At 68.9% G+C, this 17,994-nt stretch carries 17 protein-coding genes; 9 read left to right on the top strand and 8 right to left on the bottom strand.

Going from position 1 to position 17,994, the window contains the following annotated elements; genetic code table 11:
- Together ACODSL_RS07110 and ACODSL_RS07105 are read right to left on the bottom strand one after the other, a co-directional pair.
- Entirely contained in the window at window positions 1-630 is a 630-nt protein-coding gene (locus ACODSL_RS07110; RefSeq protein ID WP_488899965.1) for a thioredoxin domain-containing protein, read from the bottom strand.
- A gap of 104 nt (window positions 631-734) precedes the next feature.
- On the bottom strand, window positions 735-1,286 hold the full coding sequence (locus ACODSL_RS07105) for a DUF721 domain-containing protein (protein WP_488899964.1): 552 nt from the start codon (window positions 1,284-1,286) through the stop codon (window positions 735-737).
- Window positions 1,287-1,510: 224 nt separating this feature from the next.
- Between ACODSL_RS07105 and mutY the strand changes: the two genes are divergently transcribed.
- Window positions 1,511-2,536 carry an A/G-specific adenine glycosylase gene (gene mutY / locus ACODSL_RS07100; RefSeq protein WP_488899963.1) on the top strand — a complete coding sequence of 342 codons (1,026 nt, stop codon included), beginning with the start codon at window positions 1,511-1,513 and terminating at the stop codon, window positions 2,534-2,536.
- Window positions 2,537-2,664: 128 nt separating this feature from the next.
- Here the strand turns inward: mutY and ACODSL_RS07095 are convergent, their stop codons facing one another.
- A complete protein-coding gene (locus tag ACODSL_RS07095; RefSeq protein WP_488899962.1) occupies window positions 2,665-3,744 on the bottom strand; it encodes a site-specific DNA-methyltransferase in 1,080 nt (359 codons plus the stop codon).
- A gap of 161 nt (window positions 3,745-3,905) precedes the next feature.
- On the opposite strand from ACODSL_RS07095, the gene ACODSL_RS07090 reads away from it, so the two are divergent.
- Complete coding sequence (locus tag ACODSL_RS07090) at window positions 3,906-4,259, top strand: DUF1428 domain-containing protein (RefSeq protein ID WP_488899961.1); 354 nt, start codon at window positions 3,906-3,908, stop codon at window positions 4,257-4,259.
- A 130-nt stretch (window positions 4,260-4,389) separates the two neighbouring features.
- Here the strand turns inward: ACODSL_RS07090 and ACODSL_RS07085 are convergent, their stop codons facing one another.
- On the bottom strand, window positions 4,390-5,250 hold the full coding sequence (locus ACODSL_RS07085; protein ID WP_488899960.1) for a dienelactone hydrolase family protein: 861 nt from the start codon (window positions 5,248-5,250) through the stop codon (window positions 4,390-4,392).
- A gap of 150 nt (window positions 5,251-5,400) precedes the next feature.
- On the opposite strand from ACODSL_RS07085, the gene ACODSL_RS07080 reads away from it, so the two are divergent.
- Window positions 5,401-6,570: an acyl-CoA dehydrogenase family protein gene (locus ACODSL_RS07080; RefSeq protein WP_488899959.1), complete on the top strand. Its 1,170-nt coding sequence runs from the start codon at window positions 5,401-5,403 to the stop codon at window positions 6,568-6,570.
- Window positions 6,571-6,929: 359 nt separating this feature from the next.
- Here the strand turns inward: ACODSL_RS07080 and rnhB are convergent, their stop codons facing one another.
- Both rnhB and ACODSL_RS07070 read right to left on the bottom strand, forming a co-directional pair.
- A complete protein-coding gene (rnhB, locus tag ACODSL_RS07075) occupies window positions 6,930-7,526 on the bottom strand; it encodes a ribonuclease HII (protein WP_488899958.1) in 597 nt (198 codons plus the stop codon).
- Entirely contained in the window at window positions 7,526-8,113 is a 588-nt protein-coding gene (locus ACODSL_RS07070) for a DNA-3-methyladenine glycosylase I (protein WP_488899957.1), read from the bottom strand. Before ACODSL_RS07070 ends, rnhB begins: the two co-directional genes overlap by 1 nt.
- A 133-nt stretch (window positions 8,114-8,246) precedes the next feature.
- Between ACODSL_RS07070 and ACODSL_RS07065 the strand changes: the two genes are divergently transcribed.
- Entirely contained in the window at window positions 8,247-9,023 is a 777-nt protein-coding gene (locus ACODSL_RS07065; protein ID WP_488899956.1) for an alpha/beta fold hydrolase, read from the top strand.
- Between the two features lie 4 nt (window positions 9,024-9,027).
- Here the strand turns inward: ACODSL_RS07065 and ygfZ are convergent, their stop codons facing one another.
- Window positions 9,028-9,834 carry a CAF17-like 4Fe-4S cluster assembly/insertion protein YgfZ gene (gene ygfZ / locus ACODSL_RS07060; RefSeq protein WP_488899955.1) on the bottom strand — a complete coding sequence of 269 codons (807 nt, stop codon included), beginning with the start codon at window positions 9,832-9,834 and terminating at the stop codon, window positions 9,028-9,030.
- A gap of 60 nt (window positions 9,835-9,894) precedes the next feature.
- Here ygfZ and ACODSL_RS07055 point away from each other — a divergent pair, with 60 nt between their 5' ends.
- From ACODSL_RS07055 to ACODSL_RS07045, 3 genes are read left to right on the top strand one after another with little or no spacing between them, the layout of a single operon-like run.
- On the top strand, window positions 9,895-10,869 hold the full coding sequence (locus ACODSL_RS07055; protein ID WP_488899954.1) for a glycosyltransferase family 9 protein: 975 nt from the start codon (window positions 9,895-9,897) through the stop codon (window positions 10,867-10,869).
- 21 nt (window positions 10,870-10,890) lie between these two features.
- On the top strand, window positions 10,891-12,225 hold the full coding sequence (locus ACODSL_RS07050; RefSeq protein ID WP_488899953.1) for a dihydroorotase: 1,335 nt from the start codon (window positions 10,891-10,893) through the stop codon (window positions 12,223-12,225).
- 59 nt (window positions 12,226-12,284) lie between these two features.
- Window positions 12,285-14,075, top strand: a complete 1,791-nt coding sequence (locus ACODSL_RS07045; RefSeq protein ID WP_488899952.1) for an AMP-binding protein — start codon at window positions 12,285-12,287, stop codon at window positions 14,073-14,075.
- Between the two features lie 81 nt (window positions 14,076-14,156).
- On the opposite strand, the gene ACODSL_RS07040 is transcribed toward ACODSL_RS07045, so the two are convergent.
- Window positions 14,157-14,834 (bottom strand): lysoplasmalogenase family protein, encoded by a 678-nt coding sequence (locus ACODSL_RS07040; protein WP_488899951.1) that lies wholly within the window; start codon window positions 14,832-14,834, stop codon window positions 14,157-14,159.
- Window positions 14,835-14,961: 127 nt separating this feature from the next.
- On the opposite strand from ACODSL_RS07040, the gene ACODSL_RS07035 reads away from it, so the two are divergent.
- Complete coding sequence (locus ACODSL_RS07035; RefSeq protein WP_488899950.1) at window positions 14,962-16,338, top strand: FAD-binding oxidoreductase; 1,377 nt, start codon at window positions 14,962-14,964, stop codon at window positions 16,336-16,338.
- A gap of 79 nt (window positions 16,339-16,417) precedes the next feature.
- Window positions 16,418-17,956 (top strand): acetolactate synthase large subunit, encoded by a 1,539-nt coding sequence (locus tag ACODSL_RS07030; RefSeq protein ID WP_488899949.1) that lies wholly within the window; start codon window positions 16,418-16,420, stop codon window positions 17,954-17,956.
- Window positions 17,957-17,994 lie beyond the last annotated feature (38 nt).

Below are 17,994 nucleotides of genomic sequence, written 5' to 3'. Positions count from 1 at the left end.
CTACTTCTTCTTGGCCGCGAGGGCCTTGGCGTAGGCGACGTCGATCTCGGCCAGCGACAGCTCGCCCTTGTCGTAGCGGTCGCCGTTGATGATGAAGGTCGGGGTGCCTTCGATCTTGGCTTCCTTGGCGTACTTCTCGACGCGGGCGTTGAAGGCGGCGAGCGCCTTCTCGTCGCCCACGCACTTGTCGAAGTCGGCCTCGCTCATGCCGGCCGTTTCCGCGATGCGCAGCAGCGGGCCGCGAATGTCGCCGGTGGTGAAGATCTCCTCCTGGGCGTGGAACACGGCCTGGATGGTCGGGAAATACTTGTCCTTGCCGGTGCAGCGCGCCAGCAGGGCGGCGGAGGCGGCCAGTTCCGGCGGCGCGGTGATGAACTCGCGGAACACGTAGTGCACCTTGCCCGTGTCGATGTACTTGGCCTTGAAGGCGGGAAAGACGTCGTTTTCCCAGCGGCCGCAGTGTGAACAGGCCAGCGAGGCGTACTCGATCATCGTGACCGGCGCGTCGGCCTTGCCGAGCGTCATGTCGTCGCTGGTGACGCCGCCGCCGCCTCCGCCGCCACAGGCGGCCAGGGCGAGGGTGGCGATGGCCGCGGCGGCGGCCAGAATGGAACGACGGTCAATGCGCATGTCGGGATGTCCCCCAGAAGAGCGAACGGTGATTAGAGCCCGATTCCACAAGCTCACAGAAGGCGGCGTTTATGGGGCGCAACAGCCTGCAGGGCGGGCCGTTGTCAACCGTTCCGCCCGCGCAGGGTCTCGCGGCCCAGGTGGATGAGCGCCTCGCGCAGCGGTCCCTCGGGCTGGTCCGCCAGACCTTCGGCCAGGGACTGTTCCGCGGCGGCGTCGAGCGGCCCCCTCGGCCGGCGGCGCAGAGCCTGTGTCCGTCCGGGCGTGGCGCGGATGGCGCCCTGGATAATGCGCAGCTTGCCGATCGAGCCCTCGCCGAGGACCAACGATACGCGTTGCAGGATCTCGGGAGCCTGGTGCTGGACGATGGCGGCCGCCGGGCCGGCGACCCGCAGCTCCAGAACGCCGGGCGCATTGCCGCGCGCCTTGACCAGCTTAACCGGCTCGGTGTGGCGAGCGAGGGTCTCGCCGACGATTTCCTTCCACTTCAGCTGCAGCTGGCCGGGGCCCTGGCCGAACTTTTCTTCCAGCGCCTTGAGCACCGGGCCCAGCGCACGTCCGGCCGGCGGCGCGGGCCGCGGCATCGGTCGCGTGCGCCGGCGCGAGAGGATCTCGGCGGCTTCCTGCAGGGTCGGGAGCGGGCGGCGGGGAGGCATGGGGGCACCATAGCCGCGATCCCGGATGACGCGAAGCGAGGAACGGTGCGTTCATGCGTGGTTCGAGACGCTCGGCTGATGCCTCGCTCCTCACCATGACGAACAATCATACAGCCCGACCCTCTTCGTCATCCTGAGGAGCGATCCCTCAGGATCGCGTCTCGAAGGACGCACCGCGCCAATGCAGTCGCTCAGGCTCGCGCGATCCGCTATCCCTCGCCTCAATGAACACCCCCGCGCTCCGCGCCGCCCTGCTCGCCTGGTACGACGCCAACGCGCGCGACCTGCCGTGGCGCGTGGGACCTGGACGGACGCCGCGGGCCGATCCGTACCGGGTCTGGCTGTCAGAGGTGATGCTGCAGCAGACCACCGTACCGCATGCGACGCCCTATTTTCTGAGCTTTACCCGCCGCTGGCCGACAGTCAGCGATCTTGCCGCTGAGGCCGACAGCGAGGTGATGGCCGCCTGGGCCGGGCTCGGCTACTACGCCCGCGCCCGCAACCTGCTGGCCTGCGCCCGGGCCGTGGCGGCCGAACATGGCGGGGTGTTTCCGGATACGGAGGAGGGACTACGGGCCCTGCCGGGCGTCGGTGCCTACACCGCGGCGGCCGTGGCCGCGATCGCCTTCGACCGCGAGGCCAATGTCGTCGACGGCAATGTCGAGCGCGTCATGGCGCGCCTGTTCGCGGTTGAAGCGCCGATGCCGGACAGCAAGCCGGAGCTGAAGCGGCTGGCCGGATCCCTGGTCACCGCTGACCGTTCCGGCGACTGGGCCCAGGCGCTTATGGACCTTGGTGCGACCGTGTGCCGGCCAAAGGCTCCGCTGTGCGACCGGTGTCCGGTGTCAGGATTCTGCACGGCGTTTGCGCAGGGGGATCAGGAGACCTTTCCCCGCAAGACAAAGAAGGCCGACCGGCCCCGGCGATATGGCGTGGCGTATCTGCTGACGCGGGGCGGCGCGGTGGCGCTGGTCCGTCGCCCGCCGAAGGGGCTTCTGGGTGGCATGCTGGGCCTGCCGACCAGCGACTGGCGTGATCGTCCGTGGGCTGACCATGAGGCGGTCTCCGCGGCGCCGGTGGAGACGAACTGGCGCGACGCGGGCGAAATCGAGCACGTGTTCACGCACTTTTCGCTGACATTGCGGGTGTTCAGGGCCGAGGGGGACATGGCGGCGGAGTGGACGGCGCGCGAAGGGCTCGGTGCGCTGCCGAGCGTGTTCCTGAAGGCGGCGCGGCTGGGGCTGGGGTGACAGCGTGCGTCCTTCGAGACGCGATCCTGAGGGATCGCTCCTCAGGATGACGATCTTTGGTGGGCTTCACTTCTATTCGTCATGGTGAGGAGCGAGGCCTCAGCCGAGCGTCTCGAACCACGCAGGCCCTAGGCCGCCATCTCCGCCCGGACCTTGCTCCTCAACACATCGATCGGAGCCAGGCCCTTGTCGGACTTGAAGTGCCAGTAGGTCCAGCCGTTGCAGGCCGGCTGGCTCTGGATCATGGCGCCGACCTTGTGGATCGAGCCGGTCAGGTCGCCGATGGCCAGCGAGCCATCCGCGCGGACCTTTGCCGAGCGCTGGCCCTTGGGGCACCAGACGGTGTCGCCCGCGCGCAGCAGGCCTGCCTCGACGATGGTGCCGAACGGCACGCGCGGCTCTGACTTCTTGCTGCCCATCACGTCCAGGTCCGCCGGAGCGACCGGGATGACCTTGCGGATGCGTTCCTTGGCATGGGCGATGTATTCGCTTTCGCGCTCGATGCCGATGAACCGGCGGCCCAGCCGCTTGGCGGCCGCGCCGGTGGTGCCGACGCCGAAGAACGGGTCGAGGATCACGTCGCCGGGACGGGTCGAGCTTAGGATCACGCGGTAGAGCAGGGCTTCCGGCTTCTGGGTCGGATGGGCCTTGTGGCCGTCACTGCCCTTGATGCGCTCCTCGCCGGTGCACAGCGAGAGGGTCCAGTCCGAGCGCATCTGCACGTCGTCATTGGCCATTTTCATGGCGTCGTAGTTGAAGGTGTAACGCTTGGCGCCCCGGCTCTTTGCGGCCCAGATCAGCGTCTCGTGCGCGTTGGCGAAGCGGGTGCCCTTGAAGTTCGGCATCGGGTTGGTCTTGCGCCAGACTACGTCGTTGAGGATCCAGAATCCCAGGTCCTGCAACACCGTGCCGACACGGAAGATGTTGTGGTAGCTGCCGATGACCCACAGTGCGCCGTCGTCCTTCAGGACGCGCTGGCACTCGGCCATCCAGGCCCGGGTGAAGTCGTCATAGGCCTTGAAGCTGGCGAACTGGTCCCAGTGGTCGTCGACCGCGTCGACCTTGGAATTGTCCGGCCGCAGCAGGTCGCCGCCGAGCTGCAGGTTGTAGGGCGGATCGGCGAACACCAGATCGACCGATTTATCCGGCAGCTTGCGCAGCTGCTCGATGCAATCGCCCTGGATGATGGTTTCCGCGCCGAACGCCATGGTCTGATTTCCCGAACACAAGAGAGTCCAAGGAATCTGGGGGCATTACGGTTAAGGGGGCGTTCGCTGACGTGGTTAGCGAGGGATTAACAGACCTCCGATGTCGGAACTGGCCGACCTTGTCCGTCCTATGCTCAGGTGACACCCAAAAGGAGGCGACAATGCCCTACGTCGACGGTTTCGTGCTCGCGGTCCCGAAGGATCGGCTGGAGGACTACAGGGAGATGGCCAGGCTCGGCAGCGAGATCTGGATGGAGTTGGGCGCGCTGAGCTACGTCGAGTGCTTCGCTGACGATGTGCCCTATGGCGAACTGACCTCCTTCCCGCGCGCGGTCCAGGCGACCGATGACGAGGTCGTGGTCTTCTCCTGGATCACCTACGAATCCCGCGAGAAGCGCGACGAGATCAACGCGAAGGTCATGACCGATCCGCGGATGGAGCGGTGGCAGTCCAACATGCCCTTCGACGGAAAACGGATGATCTACGGCGGCTTCAGGAGCTTCCTGGCGGTGTAGAACAGTTCCTCCCCCATCGGGGGAGGTGGATTGGCGTCAGCCGAGACGGAGGGGGTCCGCTCAGATCATGGGTGACCCCCTCAGTCGGCCCGGGCGGGCCGACAGCTCCCCCAAGGGGGGAGCATCCCTCTCAAAGCGCCCGCTTGTACAGCGCCAGCAGCTTGGCCCAGGCCTTCTCGGCGGCCGCCTCGTTGTAGACAGCGCTGCCGGGGACGCACCAGCCGTGGTTTGCGCCGGTGTAGACCTCGATCGAGTTGGGCCGGCCGGCGGCGGTCATGGCCGCCGCGAGCTTGTCCTTCACGGTCGGATCGGCCTTGTCGTCATTGTCGGCCACAGCGATCAGGTACTCGGCCTTCGTCTTCGGAAGCAGCAGGTGCGGGCTGGTGGGCTGGTCCGTGACCAGGCCGCCGCCGTGGAAGCTGCCCACCGCCGCGATCCGGTCGGAGACCGCCGCGGCCGTGCGAAACGACAGCGGGCCGCCCATGCAATAGCCCTGCACGCCGGCCTTCTTCTTGTGGCTGGTCTGCGACTGGGCGTCGAGGAAGGCGACGTAGGCGATGGCATCCCGATCGATCCCGTCCGGCGTCAGGCTCGCCCGCAGAGGGGCCAGCTTCGCGCGATCTTCAGGCTTGTTGAAGTCGAACCCGCCTTCGATCACCGGCGAGCGTTTGACGCGGTAGTAGACGTTGGGGACCAGCACGACATAGCCCTCCCCGGCGAGGCGCCGGCCCATGTCGCGGAAGGCCTGGCGCAGGCCGACGACATCGGTCCAGACCAGCACCGCCGGCCAGCTGCCCTTGCCCTCCGGGTAGTAGAGCACCGCGTCAGCGACGCCGTCGGCGGTCCTGACATCGACCTCCTTTTCGACCACGGGCGCGGCCGCACGCGCTGAGCCGGCAGCGCCGGCGGCGGCGACGGTCATCAGGCCGAAGGCCCGGCGGGAGACCCTGGGGTCCACGATCAGGCCGGGGTGGATGTCGTCGTCACACATGGCGGGCTGCTCCTGCGGCTGCACTCTGGGATAACAAAGATAGACGTAAACCGTATGACGGGAAGACGGCCTCTCGACTACCCTTGCGGAAGGGCTGGAACCTTGACCCCAAGGCGCGCTGATAGACTCGCCACAGGATCGGAGACGCCCATGCCCAGCCCGCTCGCCCCGCTCGACGAGAGCCGCACCAGTCCGTTCTACGAGCCGCACCACAAGGCCTGGCGCGAGACGCTGCGACGCTGGGTCGAGGCGGAGATCATGCCGTTCGTCAACGACTGGGACGAAGCCGGCGAGTTTCCGCGCGAGCTGTACAAAAAGGCCTCGGACGTCGGGCTGCTGCGACTGGGCTGGCCCGAGGAGTACGGCGGCGTGGCGACCGACCCCTTCATGTCGATCGTCACCAGCCAGGAGATGGCCCGCCACGGCGCCGGCGGGGTCAACGCCAGCCTGATGAGCCACGGCATCGGCCTGCCTCCGATCCGCCGCATGGGCAGCCAGGAGATGAAGGACCGGATCATCCCGCAGGTGCTGTCCGGCGAGAAGATTTCCGCCCTTGCCATCACCGAGCCCACAGGCGGCTCCGACGTCGCCAACCTGAAGACCACCGCCCGCCGCGACGGGGACGAATGGGTCGTCAACGGCAGCAAGATGTACATCACCAGCGGCATGCGCGCGGACTTCTACACCGTCGCCGTGCGCACCGGCGGGGACGGCGCCGGCGGCGTCTCGCTGCTGCTGATCGAGCGCGAGCGCGCGGGATTCAGCCGCCAGCCGCTGAAGAAGCAGGGCTGGTGGGCGTCCGACACGGCCCAACTGTTCTTCGACGATGTGCGGGTGCCGGCCGAGAACCTCATCGGCCAGGAGAACATGGGCTTTTCCGGGATCATGCAGAATTTCAACGGCGAGCGGATCGGCATGACCGCAGGGGCGATCGGCTTCTCGCGGGTCTGCCTCGAGGACGCCATCGACTGGGCCCGCGACCGCAAGACCTTCGGCAAGCGCCTCGCCGACCACCAGGTCATCCGCCACAAGCTGGCGGACATGTACAAGCGCATCAACGCCACCCAGGCCTGGCTTGAGACCCTCGCCTGGCGGATCCAGAACGGCGAGTCGCCGATCGCCGAGATTGCGCTGCTAAAGGTCCAGGCGACCGAGACCATGGAATACTGCGCCCGCGAGGCGATGCAGATCATGGGCGGGGCCGGCTACATGCGCGGCAGCCGGGTGGAGCGGATCTACCGCGAGGTGCGGGTCAACGCGATCGGCGGCGGCAGCGAGGAGATCATGCGCGACCTCGCGGCCCGGCAGATGGGGATCTGAATTCCTGCCCAGCCTCTGACTTTCCTCTCCCGTAGGGAGAGGGGGACCATGCGGAGCATGGTGGAGAGGGAGGCGCCGGTGGTAGTTGGGCATGCGAGAAATCCGCTGATCAGCAGTTCGTCCCTCTCCGACCCGGCTCCGCCGGGCCACCTCTCCCTCCGGGAGAGGAAAGGTGTTTGGCGAACCACGCCCTGATGTCTTGACGGCCAGTGTTGCTCCGGCGGACGACCTGCTCAAGGACCGCTTCGCGGCCGCGTAGCGGCGACCCCGCAGGGGTCGTCCTTGACCAGGACGACCGTCCGGAGCGCATCATTCCATCAAGGCCAATGGGCAGGTGTCATCGATGCTGAGGGGATGGGTCAGCCGCCGAGCAATTCCCGTATCGGCGCCCAGGTCATGCGGTGGATCGGGCTGGGGCCCAGCGTCCGCAGCGCCTCCACATGCACCGCCGCGTGGTAGCCCTTGTGGCCGGCGAAGCCGTAGCCCGGATGCACCGCGTCCATCTCGACCATCAGCCGGTCCCGCGCGGTCTTGGCCAGGATCGAGGCGGCGGCGATGGAGGCGCTGATGGCGTCGCCCTTGACCACCGTCCTGTTCTCGCATGGCAGCCTGAACCGGTAGTTTCCGTCGACCAGGGCGAAGGCCGGCGTCACCGACAGGCCCTCGACGGCGCGGCGCATGGCCAGACCGGTAGCCTGCAGGATGTTGAGCTCGTCGATCTCCTCGACGGTGGCGAAGGCCACGCACCAGGCGACAGCGCGCGTCTTGATCTCGATTTCGAGGGCCTCACGCCGGGCATGGCTCAGCTTCTTGGAGTCATCCAGGCCCTCCGGGGCGGTCGCGGGATCGAGAATCACCGCCGCCGCACTGACCGGTCCCGCCCAGGGGCCGCGCCCGGCTTCGTCCACGCCGCAGACCGGGCCGGTGCAGGCCAGCTCGAGCATGAAGTCCGGCATCAGCGCGTCAGGTCCCGCACCGGCCCATGCCGGAAACAGTCGCCGATGTGGTCGTTGACCATGCCGGTCGCCTGCATGAAGGCGTAGACGATTACCGGACCGACGAACTTGAAGCCCTTCTTTTTCAGCGCCCTGGCCATGGCCTCGGCCTCCGGGGTCTTCACCGGGACTGACTTCATGTCGGGCCAGTGGTTCTGGATCGGCTGGCTGCCGACGAAGTTCCACAGGAACTCGGAGAAGTCCTCGCCGTTGTCGCGCATCTCCAGCCAGATCTTCGCACCGCCGATGGCCGCGTCGATCTTGGCGGTCGACCGGACAATGCCGGCGTCAGCCATCAGCCGGGCGCGGTCGGCCTCGCCATAGCGGGCGACCTTTTCCGGATCGAAATTGTCGAAGGCCGCGCGGAAGGCCTCGCGCTTGCGCAGGATGGTGATCCAGGCGAGCCCGGCCTGGAACCCGTCCAGCACCAGCTTCTCCCACAGCGCACGCGGGTCGTACTCAGGCACGCCCCATTCCTCATCGTGATAGGCGAGGTAGAGGGCGTCCGAGGTTCCGGGCCAGGCGCAACGGGGGAGCGAGTCGGTCATGGCGTCAGTCTAGCGACGGATGATCGCGCTCGCATCGCCGGCGTAATGTCACGTCCTTGCGGGGCGCGTCGTCTGATCCTGACGGTGCGGCCCGATGCTAGGGTCGAGCCGCGATGAGTCGGGCGGAGCGGCGATGGCGGCGGATCAGTACGTCTACTTTCACGGCCAGCCGGGCTCGCCGGCGGAGCCGGCGCTGGTCGGCGTGGCCGGCCTGCCTGCGGCCATGTTCGCGGCTGACCGCGCGACCGATCGTCCTGAGCTGCCCATGAGCGCCTGGCTCGACCATCTGACGGCGGCGATCCTGGCGCGATATCCCGCCGGCCCGATCCGGCTCGTCGGATTCTCGCTTGGGGCGTTCATCGCTCTTGAGGTGGCGCTGCGGATCGCCAGCCGAGATGTTCGGCTGGATCTGGTGTCGCCCGCCGCCCCGTTGGGACTGGGCGACTTTCTGCCGGACATGGCGGGCGGCGCGGTGTTTGGTCTGGCGGCTCGTCGACCGGCTCTGTTCGCGGCGCTGACCCGGCTGCAGGGGTGGCTGGCCCGGCTCGTGCCGGGGGCGCTGTTTGGTCAGATCTTCGCCGGCGCGGCCGGGGCCGATGCCGAGCTCGCCCGGGATCCAGGGTTCCAGACCATCATCAAGGCCATCCTTGCCCACAGCCTCTCGGGCGGCGCGCGTGCCTACCGCCGCGATGTGCTGGCCTATGTCGCCTGGACGCCCGACCGGCTCGCCGGCCTGACCTATCCCGTGACCCTGTGGCAGGGCGAGGCCGACACCTGGACCCCGCCGGCGATGGCGCGGGCGATGGCCGCCGCTCTCCCGGGCGCGCCGATGCTACGCACCTTTCCGGGCTTGTCGCACTATTCGACTCTCCGGGCGGCGCTGCCGGAAATCTTCGCCGGCGACGATTGAGCCGTCAGGCCTCGAGCCACGCCGGCCGGTCGACGCTCACGGGCCGTCCGTCCGCCGTCAGCGCGGCGTCCTCGATCCGGTCGAGCCGCAGCAGGGCGATGGCCCGGCCCGTGTTCCCTGAAAGCACCTGACCCGCCCGCAACTCGCCATTCAGCACCTCTGCGCCGAAAGCCGGCGGCGGGCCGTCAAAGGCGATCGGCAGCATGCGGCTCCTGATCTGGCCGCGACGCTTCATCCGGCTGGTGGTTTCCTGCCCGACGAAACAACCCTTCCGGAAGTCGATCCCGTTCAGCAGGTCGAAGTTGGCCTCGATCGGATAGGTCTTGTCGTCGCCATAGTCGGCCGTGTCCGGCACGCCGAGCGTGAGTCGCCGCGTCTCATAGGCGGCGCTGTCCGCGCGGACGCCCGGCGGTTCGACGTCGCCGTAGCCGCGCAGACCCAGCGCCGGCAGGCGGGGATCGACGGCGAAGCCGGGCTCCGGCCGGTCCGTGTTCCACAGGGCCACGACCGGCCCGGTCTGCGGCGCGATTTCGACCCTGGCCCGCAGCCGAAAGATCGTCAGCCGGGCGATCAGCGCCTCTCGCCGGTCGGCGGCGACATCCAACCAGCATCCATCCTCACGGCCGAGGATGAACAGGTCGAACAGCAGTCGGCCCTGGGGCGAGAGCAGGGCGCCGAAGCGCAGTTCCCCGACCGCGAGGGTGTCGACATCCTGTGTCAGCTGGCCCTGCAGGAAGGTGCGCCAGTCCGGCCCGGTGACGGCCAGAAGGGCCCGGTCGCGGAGGAGGGCATAGGTCGGAGCCTTGGTCATGATCCCGATGTGGCCTTTCACACGCTGTAACGCCAGTGCATGCCAGTCTAAGGTGTCGCAATGGCGATCAAGCCCTTCCCGATTCTGTTCATAGGCCCTTCCCGTATCGGCGACGCTGTTCTGGCGTCCGGCCTGATCAGGAAGCTCGCCGACGAGGCGCCCGGCGCCCGGTTCACCATCGCGGTCGGCCCGGCCGCCGCACCGCTGTTCGCCGAGGTGCCCGGGCTCGACGCCCTCATCGTGATGCGGAAGCAGAAGGGGTCGGGCCACTGGTTCGCCCTGTGGAACCAGGTGCGAAGCACACACTGGAGCCTCGTCGTCGACATGCGCGGTTCGGCTACGGCGCGGTTCCTCAGGGCGGACCGTCGGGCCCGGCACCGCAAGGCCGGCGGCGAGCCGGTGCACAAGGTCATCGAGGCCGCCAGTCTGCTGACGCTGGAGGATGATCCGCCCGCGCCCTTCCTGTTCACCTCCGACGAGATCGAGGCGCGCGCCGTCGAGCTGCTCGGCGAGGGCGGGCCGATCCTGGCCATGGGGCCGGCGGCGAACTGGCTGGGCAAGACCTGGCCAATCGAGCGCTTCGCCCGGGTGGCCATCGAACTGCTCGACGCGGATGGACCGATGGCCGGCGGCCGACTGCTGGTGCTTGGCGGACCGGAAGATGCCCGCTACGTCGAGCCGCTGGTGCGCACCATCCCGCGCGACCGGGTCATCGACCTGACCGGTCAGGTCGATCTGCTGACGGCCTACGCCGTGCTCAAGCGGGCGCGCCTGTTCGTCGGCAACGACTCCGGACTGATGCATCTGGCCGCGGCGGCGGGCGCCCCGACCATCGGCCTGTTCGGGCCTTCCGACGACCGGCTGTACGCCCCGTGGGGACCCGACACGCGCGTCGTACGGGGTCCGCGTGAGTTCGACCAGTTCAAAGCCGTCGACCCCGGCCTGAACCAGACCATCGGCCATATGATGGACCTGCCGGTGGACCGGGTGGTCGAGACGGCGCGCGAACTGCTGGAAGCGACGAAGCCGGCCTGAGCCGGATGAGCGGATTGTGAAATGACCCAGACCTACGACCTGATCATCCGTGGCGGCGAAGTGGTGAACCACGCGGGACGCGGGATCACCGACATCGGCATTCGCAGTGGCAAGTTCGCCTTCGTCGGCGACCTGTCGCACGCCTCGGCCGGCGAGGTGATCGATGCCACCGGTCTGACCGTCCTGCCGGGCGTGATCGACAGTCAGGTGCACTTCCGCGAGCCGGGCCTCGAATGGAAGGAAGACCTCGAGACCGGCGCCAACGCGGCCGTGCTGGGCGGGGTCACGGCCGTGTTCGAGATGCCGAACACCGAGCCGACAACCACCGATCCGGATGCTCTCGCCGACAAGCTGCGCCGCGCCTCGGGCCGCATGAGCTGTGACCACGCCTTCTACGTCGGCGGCACGCACGAGAACGCGCGGTTCCTGGGCGAGCTGGAGCGGCTGCCGGGCTGCTGCGGCATCAAGGTGTTCATGGGCGCCTCGACCGGCTCCCTGCTGATCAAGGACGATGCGGGCGTTGAAGAGGTGCTGAAGCACATCAACCGCCGGGCCGCCTTCCACTCCGAGGACGAGTACCGGCTGGAAGAGCGGCGGCCGATCGCCCGCACCGGCGACTGGACCAGCCACCCGGAGGTGCGCGACGCCGAGAGCGCGATCCGCTCGACCCGCCGCCTCGTCGGCCTCGCCCGCAAGGTCGGCAAGCGCATCCATGTGCTGCACGTGACCACGGCCGAGGAGATGGAATTTCTGGCCCTCAACAAGGACGTCGCCAGCGTCGAGGTCACGCCGCAGCATCTGACGCTGGAGGGACCGGAGGCCTATGAGCGGCTCAAGGGCTATGCCCAGATGAACCCTCCGATCCGCGAGGCGCACCACCGCGCCGCGCTGTGGGCCGGCCTCGCCACCGGCGTCGCCGACGTCATGGGCTCCGACCATGCGCCGCACACCGCCGAGGAGAAGGCGCGACCCTATCCCGCCTCGCCGTCGGGCATGCCGGGGGTGCAAACCCTGGTGCCGATCATGCTGACCCATGTGGCCGAGGGCCGGCTGACGCTGGAGCGGTTCGTCGACCTGACCAGCCACGGCCCCAACCGCGTGTTCGGTCTGGCCGAGAAGGGCCGCATCGCCGAGGGCTTCGACGCCGACCTGACCATCGTCGACCTCAAGGCCCGTCGAACCATCCGCCACGCCGACCAGGCCAGCCGGGTAGGCTGGACCCCGTTCGACGGCTTCGAAGCCAGGGGCTGGCCGGTCGCGACCATCGTCCGCGGCATCAGCGTCATGCGTGACGACGAGATCGTCGCGCACGGACGGGGCAAGCCCGTGCGGTTCGGGGAGACGCTGAAACACTGATCCTCTCCGCGAAGCGGGGAGGATTGAACGCGTTGCATTGGCGCCCGATAACCGCGCCCATGGACGGAAACACCGCGCTCTCCACAACCCCCTTTCGTGACGCCCGCTATGCGCCGCGCCGGCTCGACGTCGAGCGGCGGGCGGACGGGTCGCTGGTGCTGGCCAATCCGACGCCGGTCGACGGGCGCTACACCACCACGCTCGACGCGCTGGTCCGCTGGAGCGCGGAGGCGCCGGATCGGGTCTGGCTGGCCGAGCGGGCTGCGGACGGCTGGCGGACGGTCGACTTTGCCACGGCCCATAAACAGGTGTCGGCGCTCGCCGGCGGTCTCAAGGGTCTGGGGCTGAAGCGCGGCGACTGCCTGCTGATCCTCGCGCGCAACACGGTCGACCACGCCCTGATCTGCTACGCGGCCATGGCGCTCGGCGTGGCGGTGGCTCCGGTGTCGCCGCAGTACGGCCTGGCCGGGGCCGATCTTTCGCGACTGGCCTATGCCTGCGGCGTGCTGAGCCCGGACGCGGTCTATGCCGACGACGCGGCGGCCTTCGCCGGGGCGCTGGAGGCCGACTTTCTGCAGGGCCTCCCGGTGGTCGCCAGCGCCAACGCGCGGCCGACCGACATTGCCTTTGCCAGCCTGCTGACTTCGGCGCCGACCGCGTTCGTCGCCCGGCCGGACGACACGGCCAAGCTGCTGCTGACCTCGGGTTCGACGGGACGGCCCAAGGCGGTGATCGGCCTGCACCGCAACATCGCCTTCAACGCCGCCCAGATCGCGGCCTGTTTCGACGATCCTGATCCGCCGGTGGTGGTCAACGCCGCGCCCTGGAGCCACAGCCTGGGGGCCAACGCCATCCTGCACATGGTGCTGCATCGGGGCGGGACGCTGTACATCGATGCCGGCCAGCCGACCCAGGCGCGGTTCGCCGAGACAATCCGCAACCTGTCGGAAGTCTCGCCGACCTATCACAACATGGTCCCGGCCGGCTGGGGGCTGTTCGCGTCAGCTCTGGAGAAGGACGAGGCCCTGGCCCGGACTTTCTTCAAGCGGGTTCGGGTGCTGCAGTACGGCGGCGCCTCTATCGCCCAGAGCATCATCGACCGGGTCCAGGCCGTGGCGATCAGGACCATCGGCGAACGGGTGACCTTCGCCACCGGCTACGGCTCGACCGAGACCGGGCCGACGGCCTGCAACATCCACTGGCTGAACGGTCGGGGCGGGATGATCGGCCTGCCAGTGCCGGGCACGGCGGTGAAGCTGGTTCCGGCCGGCGAGAAATTCGAGATCCGCGTGAAAGGCCCGCAGGTCTCGCCCGGCTATCTGGGTGAACCGCAACTGTCGGCCGACGCCTTCGATGAGGAGGGCTTCTATCGCCTCGGCGACGCGGCGCGGGCCATCGATCCGGCCGATCCGGAGGCTGGCCTGATGTTCGATGGCCGGCTGGTGGAGAACTTCAAGCTGGCCAGCGGGACCTTCGTCGCGGCGGGAGCCCTGCGGGTGACGGCCGTCTCGGCCATCGGCGGCGCAGCGCTGGATGCGGTGGTCTGCGGCGAAGGGCAGGAGGGCGTCGGCCTGATGCTGTTCCTCGACCCGTCGTTCAACGCGCGCCATCCGGATCCGGCGGAGGTGCGGGCGGTGATCCGTACCGGGCTGGAGAAGATGAACGCGGCGGCGAGGGGCGGCGGCGGCAGGATCTGGCGCGCCCTGATCCTCGACGGCGCGCCGGACGCCGCCAGCGGCGAGCTGACCGACAAGGGTTACATCAACCAGGCCATGGCCCGGGATCGCCGGCCGGCGGAGGTGGCGAGGCTGTTCGCGGATGCGCCCGATGACGGGGTGATGGTGTTCTGATCCACTGTCATCCCGGAAGCCGCGCAGCGGCTATCCGGAACCCAGATCAAGTCCAGGCCGAATCCTGGTCCCGTCTCTTCGCTACGGCCGGGATGACAGGGGTTGGGGAGCGCGCTCAATCGCCAACGCCGCGGCAACCCCCACGCAGATCAACAGCTGGCCGAAATAGTAGGGGACCCAGACCGCCAGGCCGCTGAGGAAACTGTCCGGCAGAGGCCCCATCTTGGCGAAAATCACCAGGTCGCTGACGAGGAACATCAGCGCCCCGGCGCCAACCGTGAAGCGCGGGAAGCGGCTGGTCCAGGCAGTCGCGGCCATCAGCGACAGGCCGAGGGTGTAGAAGGCCACGCCCGGCGCGCCGGACCGGTCGGCGGGCAGCATGAAGGCGATGAACACCGCCGCCGGGACCAGCAGCAGCGCCAGAGCCCCCTGACTGCGGCTCAAGTCCGGACGGCGATTGGTCAGGTAGAGGCCGACGGCGACGACGTGGCCGATCAGGAACGCCACCGCGCCGACGATGAACTGGATGCCCAGCAACACGTCGCCGAGGAAGCCGAGGGTCATCACCGCCGTCAGAAGCCATCCGTCGCGGTCACGGGCCTTCAGCGCGGCGTAGACCGCCAGAAGTCCGACGCCGGTCCCCTTCCACGCCAGTTCCAGCGGCGTGGGCAGATGCAGACCCCACGACGCGATGTAGCTCACCCCGCCGAGGATCGAGCCGATCAGCGCCCAGCGGGCCGCCCTGTCGCGCAGTGTCATGGTCGTGTCCCCTCTTTGCCCTCTGCATGCCCGGTTTGGCGCGGCGGCAAAAGGTCGAATTGGTCTGGATCAAGCCGCCGCCCGGGCAGGGCCTTTAGGGTGCCGCCAGACACGGGAGCCGCCGGGCATGACCACCCTCATCGATGACCTGAAACAGGCCCTGGCTCCCGACGCGGTGCTGGGCGGCGCGGAGGGCGCCGACAGGTTCCAGAGCCCCTGGACCCGGCTGGGCGAACCACTGGCTGTGGTCCGGCCGGCCTCGACAGCGCAGGTGGCCACGGTGCTGCGCCTGGCGTCGGCCGCAGGCGTGCCCGTCGTGCCCTGGGGCGGGCGCACGGGCCTGGTCGACGGCTGTGTCGCGGACGGGGCCGTCGCCCTGTCACTCGACCGCATGGCGGCCATCGAACGCGTCGACGCCGCCGCCGGGACCCTGACCGTCCAGGCCGGCTGCATCCTGCAGACCGCCTGCGAAGCCGCCGCCGGGGAGGGGCTGCTGCTGCCGCTGGATCTGGGCTCGCGTGGCTCGGCGACCATCGGCGGCAACATCGCCACCAATGCCGGCGGCAACCGCGTCCTGCGCTACGGCATGATGCGCGAGATGGTGCTGGGGCTGGAGGCGGTTCTGGCCGACGGCACAATCATCGACGCCATGAACCCGCTGCTGAAGAACAATGCCGGCTACGACCTCAAGCCGCTGTTCATCGGCTCGGAGGGCACGCTGGGCGTGGTCACCCGGGCGGTGCTGCGGCTTCGGCCGGCGCCCGTCAGCCAGGACACGGCCTTCATCGGCGTCGAGCGGTTCGACGACCTGCCGAGGCTGCTGCGCCGGCTGGAGCGGGGTCTGGGCGGCAACCTGTCGGCCTTCGAGGTGATGTGGGCCGACTTCCACGACCTGGTGACCACCGCCCCGGCGCGGGGCCGCCCGCCGCTGGACGGCCGATACCCCTGGTATGTGCTGGTCGAAAGTCTGGGCGCCGATCCGGATATCGACGCCGCTCGGTTCGAGGCCTGCCTCGCGGCGGCGCTGGAGGACGGCGATATCGCCGACGCCGTGATCGCGCGCTCGAAGGCCGAACGCGAGGCGATGTGGGCCCTGCGCGACGATGTCGCCCAGACCGCGCGCAACGGCCCGATCGTGACCTTTGATGTCAGCCTGCCGATCCCGGTGATGAACGCCTATGTCGGGGCGGTGCAGACCGCCCTGGCTGAGCACTGGCCGGAGCTCGGGCCGCCGATGGTGTTCGGTCATCTCGGCGACGGCAATCTGCACATCATCGCTCGCGTCCCGGCCATGACGCCGGAGCACCGGCACAGGGTCGAGATGATCGTCTATCGCCCGCTGGCGGCGCTGGGCGGATCGATCTCGGCCGAGCACGGCATCGGCCTTCAGAAGCGCGATCATCTCGATCTGACCCGCTCGCCGGCCGAGATCGCCCTGATGCGGCGGCTCAAGGTGGCGCTTGATCCACGAGGCATTCTGAACCCTGGAAAGATCATCGCCTGATCAAGGGCTGGGCGCCCACCCGTTGGCGTGGCGCGCGAAATGTTGGATGGGTGGCGTGCTGCCCCGAACGGAGAAGACCATGAACGGCGCCGACGCCCTGATCACCACGCTCGCCGACAACGGCGTGACCGCCTGTTTCGCCAATCCAGGCACCAGCGAGATGCAGTTCGTCTCGGCCCTGGATCGCGAGCCGCGCATGCGGTCGGTGCTGTGCCTGTTCGAGGGCGTAGCCACGGGGGCCGCCGACGGCTACGGCCGGATGGCCGGCAAGCCCGCTTGCACCCTGCTGCACCTGGGCGCCGGCTACGCCAACGGCGGGGCCAACCTGCACAACGCCCGGCGGGCGGCCACGCCGCTGGTCAACGTGATCGGCGACCACGCCACCTATCACCGGCAGTACGACGCGCCGCTCAACTCCGACATCGCCGGCTGGGCCGCGCCCAACTCGTTGTGGGTCAAATCGGCCGAGTCGGCGGACACGGTCGGGCCGCTGACGGCTGAAGCGGTGCAGGCCAGCTTCGGCGCGCCCGGCGGCTGCGCCAGCCTGATCCTGCCGGCCGACAGCGCCTGGACCGAGACCGCCGTGGTCGGGCCCGTGCTCGCGCCGAAGCCGCGCGCCAAGGTCTCAGCGGACGCGACCGCCGCCATGGCCGCGCGGATCAAGGCGGCGAAGAAGCCGGTGATCCTGATGGGAGGCTCGACCTGTCTCGACGCCGGCGTGCGCCAGGCAGGCCGGATCGCCGCCACCGGCGTGCGCACCCTGACCGACACGTTCGTCGCCCGCATCGCCCGCGGCGCCGGTCGGTTCGCGCCGGACAAGATGATGTATTTCGGCGAGATGGCCCTGGCGGACCTCGAGGGCGTCGATCTGATCGTGCTGGTCGAGACCACCGAGCCGGTGGCCTTCTTCGCCTATCCCGACCGGCCCAGCCTGCTGGTTCCGGAGGGCTGCGAGACCGCCAGTCTGTGCGGCCGCGAGGCGGACGGCATCGGCGCGCTGCAGGCCCTGGCCGATGCGCTGGGCGCGCCCGAAGCCACTCCGATCGAGGCGCTCAAGCTGCCCGACATGCCGGTCGGCGCGCAGAATCCCTACACGATCGGCGCCTCGATCGCCCGGCACATGCCCGACAACGCCATCATCAGCGACGACGCGGTGACCGCCGGCCTGCCCGTGTTCCAGTCAACCCGGACCGCAAGGCCTCACGACTGGCTGTGCCTGACCGGCGGCGCCATCGGCCAGGGCATCCCGCTGGCCATTGGCGCGGCGGTGGCCTGTCCGGACCAGAAGGTGCTTAGTCTCAACGGCGACGGCGCGGCCATGTACACCGTGCAGGGCCTGTGGACGATCGCCCGCGAGCAGCTCGACGTCTGCGTCGTCGTGTTCGCCAACCACGCCTACCGCATTCTCAACATCGAGATGGGCCGCACCGGAGCCGGCAATCCCGGACCGGCGGCGAAGAAGCTGCTGGATCTCGGCGATCCGCGCATCGACTGGGTCAATGTCGCGAGCGGCCTGGGCCTGCCCGCCGAGCGCTGCTCAACGGTGGATGAGTTTGATGCGGCCTTCGCCCGGGCCATGAGCCGCAAGGGCCCGGCGTTTATCGAGGCGGCGCTCTAGCGCTTTCCGATCGCAACCAAAGAAAAAGGGCCCGCCGG

The organism is Caulobacter sp. FG121, assembly GCF_057809815.1.
The sequence above is the reverse complement of the archived record's forward strand: the minus strand, read 5'-3'. Positions and strand labels throughout refer to the sequence as shown.